Origin of the sequence: Sodalis-like endosymbiont of Proechinophthirus fluctus (assembly GCF_001602625.1) — a bacterium.
Lineage (GTDB): Bacteria > Pseudomonadota > Gammaproteobacteria > Enterobacterales > Enterobacteriaceae.
The window spans coordinates 33,611-37,683 of record NZ_LECR01000010.1 but is presented as its reverse complement, the minus strand read 5'-3'; the positions used below and the strand labels follow the sequence as shown (position 1 = coordinate 37,683).

The following is a 4,073-nucleotide window of genomic DNA, read 5'->3' as shown; positions in this document are numbered from 1 at the left end:
GCATTGAGCACCATGTCGAAATCGGCGATGGCGGCGAAATCGTGATCTTTAAAACGCATGCGGTTCACTTTAGAATCAGTGCTGGCTCCCATGCCGATAACGATATCCCGCACATTGACGTCGCTTCTAATCGCGCCGCAGGAGCCTACTCGGATAATCTTTTTCACGCCGAAATCGGTAATCAGCTCTTTGGTATAAATTGAGCAGGACGGAATGCCTATACCGTGCCCCATTACCGAGATGGCCCGCCCTTTATAGCTGCCGGTATAGCCCAGAATGCCGCGCACCTGATTAACTTCCCGAGCATCGGAAAGGAAGGTGTTGGCAATATGTTTTGCCCGCAGCGGATCGCCCGGCATGAGTATAACCTCAGAGAAATCGCCCATTTCAGCATTAATATGCGGCGTTGCCATACTCTGATTCCTTTTTGTATTGAGGATAAAACGGTCAGCCGGCCCCAGCAGGACAACGGTGAATAATCACAGGCTAAGGACTAGCCGCTTAGTGACGTCTTGGCGAAGTCAGGGCGGCAGCCGTGTCATCTATAGGTGCCGCCCCGCCCAGCTAAATTATCGCTTTGCCATAGCCCATCGGCGAGAGACCAAAGTAGCGAGCCACCGTCTGGCCAATATCGGCAAACGTCGTTCGATGGCCGTAAAAACCTGGATTCACTTTCTGACCATAGATCAGCACCGGCACATGCTCACGGGTATGATCGGTACCGTGCCAAGTGGGATCACAGCCGTGATCGGCGGTGAGTATCAAGATATCATTGTCTTTCACCCGCGACATCAGTTCCGGCAATCGGCGGTCAAACAGCTCTAACGCCGCCGCGTAACCCGCGACATCCCGCCGGTGACCGTAGGCGGAATCGAAGTCAACAAAATTGGTGAATACCAGGGTGTTATCCCCCGCCGCGTCTATTTCCCGCACCGTCGCATCGAATAAGGCATCAAGGCCGGTAGCCTTCACCTTTTTACTAATACCCACCTGGGCATAAATATCGGCTATCTTACCCACCGATACTACTGTCCCCTTTTTTTCTTCTACCAGCTTTTGCAAAATGGTGGCGGAGGGCGGCGGCACCGCCAAATCGTGTCGGTTGCCGCTACGCTCAAATTGGCCGGTCTGCACGCCGATGAAGGGCCGGGCGATAACGCGACCGATATTGTAACCGCCGTCGGTGAGAATATCGCGTGCTATCTCGCACAAATCATACAGACGCTGCAAGCCGAAAGTCTCTTCGTGGCAGGCTATCTGAAATACCGAATCCGACGAGGTGTAAAAAATCGGCTTCCCGGTACGCATATGCTCTTCCCCCAACCGGTCGAGGATCACCGTCCCCGACGCGTGGCAATTGCCGAGGAAACCTGGCAAGCCCGCGCGGGAGATTAACGCTTCCAGCAGCACCGGCGGAAAACTATTTTCCGTTTCCGGGAAATAACCCCAATCGAACAGTACCGGCACCCCCGAGATTTCCCAGTGCCCCGATGGCGTATCTTTGCCGGAGGAAATCTCGCTGGCATAGGCGTATGCGCCAATGATCTCTGCCTGCTTATCCAGCCCCTGCGGAAAATGGCCGGTGGATTGTTCAGCGGCCTTAGCTAACCCGAGGCGCGTCAAATGGGGTAGTTTTAGCGGTCCGTTACGCCCGTGATTGGCGTCGCCACGCTCACAGCGCTCGGCGATATGTCCCAGTGTGTCCGATCCGCGATCGCCGAATTTATCGGCATCACCAGCGGCCCCGATACCAAATGAGTCCAGAACCATAATAAATACACGTTGCATAATTGTTCTCCTGCTTGCGGTGAAATACCGGTCTATCGGCCGCTTTTGCGGCGCGTTCGAGGGGGCGGCATGTTCGCTCCTGCAATAGAAAGCTGGCAGACTAAACGCACGCTGCCGTAATGCGGCGGTAAATGACCGATAACGCTTCCGCTGCCCCGTCGCCGAGCTAGCTGCGTGGATAACGGACCGCCGAGCGGCACGACAGTCATCCAGAGAACACGGGTACCATAGCGCAGACATAGCCTGCGCTAGCGGGGAAGACCGGCTTATTCAGCGTCGCCACTGGCGGCAAATAGTGGTCATAGAGCTAGAAATCCTCAAGGCCTGCGGTCATTAGTATTTCGCTGCACCATTAAGTATTTTGCTGCACAGCGCTATAGTGACTTCAAACAGCCGCGGATTGCGTTTGTCATTGGTCAAAAAGAGAACCGCTTCGCGGACTTCCAGCACATTGCCGCCGGCGCTAGAGACCAAGACCTGATTCCTATGGTCACAGCAGCGCGGTAGTCCTGCACCCTACGCCGTTAACGGCGATGATAATAGTCTGCGCCAGCACCTCGGAGCGAGAGTGGTCATTAGGGCGCCGGAGCTTACCTTCACATCCATCACCAGCATATCCAAGCCCTTCCGCTAGTTTCTTCTCCAGAATCTAAGCGGTGATAAAGGGGATCGAATCCACCGGCGAGGTAATATCACGGGTGGCGTAGATGCGCTTATCCGCCGGCGCCAGCGAATTAGTTTGTCCTATAATCGCCACGCCGACCGATTTTAATCTGGGCTCAGAAGGTGTCGTCGTCCAGAAAAATCGATAACTCCAGAATCGCCTCAAGTTTATCGAGCGTACCACCTGTATGCCACAGTCCGCGACCGGACACCATCGGCACGAAGCTGCCGCAGGCAACGATTATTAGCTCTAGCATCAGCCGAGGTGACATCCCTACGCCGGCGGTGTATTTAAACCCACGTTATCGCCAGCGCCCTCTTCGACGATAACGTTCAGCATGATGCTGTCGCTTTCAAACGTCGCGTTATCGGCACTTTATTGGTAGGGGTTTAATGAAATCAGTGCCGTCCGCAAAATCGCGATTTGCGACGCGCGATAGATAAGGTCAGCTAATCGCAATTCTCACCGCTCACTATGATTACTTTCAGGAGCACCTGTGAGGCATGATATAATTCGTTAGCCCATTTCACTATTTCCAGACCTATTTGCTCATTGCCGGCGATAAACGCTTGATAAGGAAACGATATCCACCTCATCCGCGCCGTAGGCGATAGCGGCACGTGTTTCCGACAGCGCGACGTCGAGACAGTCATCGCCGTGGGAGAAATTAGTCACGGCGGTGCACATCACCGCCGTGACCTCTCTCATCGGAGAGTGTAGGCCTGGTAGCACAAGACGATCACCTTTTCATCGGTATCCTCATCATTCAAGGTGGTCAGATCCTTGAGGCCCAACGCACGCTGGGCCGCAAGGGTTAATTGATTCATTTTACTCTACCGTTTTTCGCCGTGGAGTGAATCAGTAAACAGAACGAGGAACAGACGACTGTTCACGCCACTGCGCTATTATCCAGTGCACGGGTATCCTGCTCTCCCCCGTATCTCGCTGGCGCTATTTTCTCATATTTAAGCGAAATAAGCTGCTGCATTATCTCGTTTTATGCGCGACAACACAGAAATCATGCTGCTCGTGTACCATGCGCCGCTGTTCGTGGCTGAACGCATTTATCTTAGCCCGGTAATCGTAGGTGCGCGTTCCACAGCCTTCATGAAGGCGCCTCTTTACTAATCTGCGGCGCCGGGCGGATTAATATCCCTCGGGTTCCTTTTGCTGGCAGCCGGAATAGACGCAGGCTATTGTGATAAAGCAGTCTCGGCAATTTCCAGCGGCGGGCTCGCACGCAGCAAAGGTCTGGCGGATCTGCTCCGGTCGGTTAGGCTAGCCCTGGTAACTGGACAGCAGCATATCAGGCATATCGATCTCCAGCAGCAGGCATGACAACGACAATCACGCAATGACATCGCGGGTTTTACTAGCACTAGAATAAGTGAGATGGTCCTGCCGACGCCGAAATAAAAACCAATACAAATACGTCCTCCTGCTGATAGCTGCCGGCGAAACCATATAACTATCCCAATACGCAACAAGGTAATGGTTAGCAACAGCTTGGCCAGCCTTGTCGTGTATGCGGAGGAAATGCAGTATCACCGGCAAATCGTAACGCGCTGACAGATGCAATTGCCGACAATAACGCCAGTTGCGGCTACGGTATATAATACAT

4 protein-coding genes and 1 pseudogene are annotated in these 4,073 nt (G+C 53.6%); all 5 read right to left on the bottom strand.

Annotation, left to right across the window (positions count from 1 at the left end):
• A partial coding sequence (gene deoD, locus BG74_RS15715; protein WP_244267130.1) for a purine-nucleoside phosphorylase occupies positions 1-413 on the bottom strand: 413 nt, incomplete at its 3' end.
• A 151-nt stretch (positions 414-564) separates the two neighbouring features.
• Positions 565-1,788 (bottom strand): phosphopentomutase, encoded by a 1,224-nt coding sequence (gene deoB, locus BG74_RS01300; RefSeq protein ID WP_066595997.1) that lies wholly within the window; start codon positions 1,786-1,788, stop codon positions 565-567.
• 354 nt (positions 1,789-2,142) lie between these two features.
• Positions 2,143-2,738 (bottom strand): annotated as a pseudogene (locus BG74_RS12225) (thymidine phosphorylase); the annotation flags it as partial.
• A 263-nt stretch (positions 2,739-3,001) separates the two neighbouring features.
• Positions 3,002-3,139, bottom strand: coding sequence for a hypothetical protein (locus tag BG74_RS20165; RefSeq protein ID WP_244267128.1), 138 nt, complete (start codon positions 3,137-3,139; stop codon positions 3,002-3,004).
• A 17-nt stretch (positions 3,140-3,156) separates the two neighbouring features.
• Positions 3,157-3,279 (bottom strand): hypothetical protein, encoded by a 123-nt coding sequence (locus BG74_RS20160; RefSeq protein ID WP_256364179.1) that lies wholly within the window; start codon positions 3,277-3,279, stop codon positions 3,157-3,159.
• Positions 3,280-4,073: the final 794 nt, after the last annotated feature.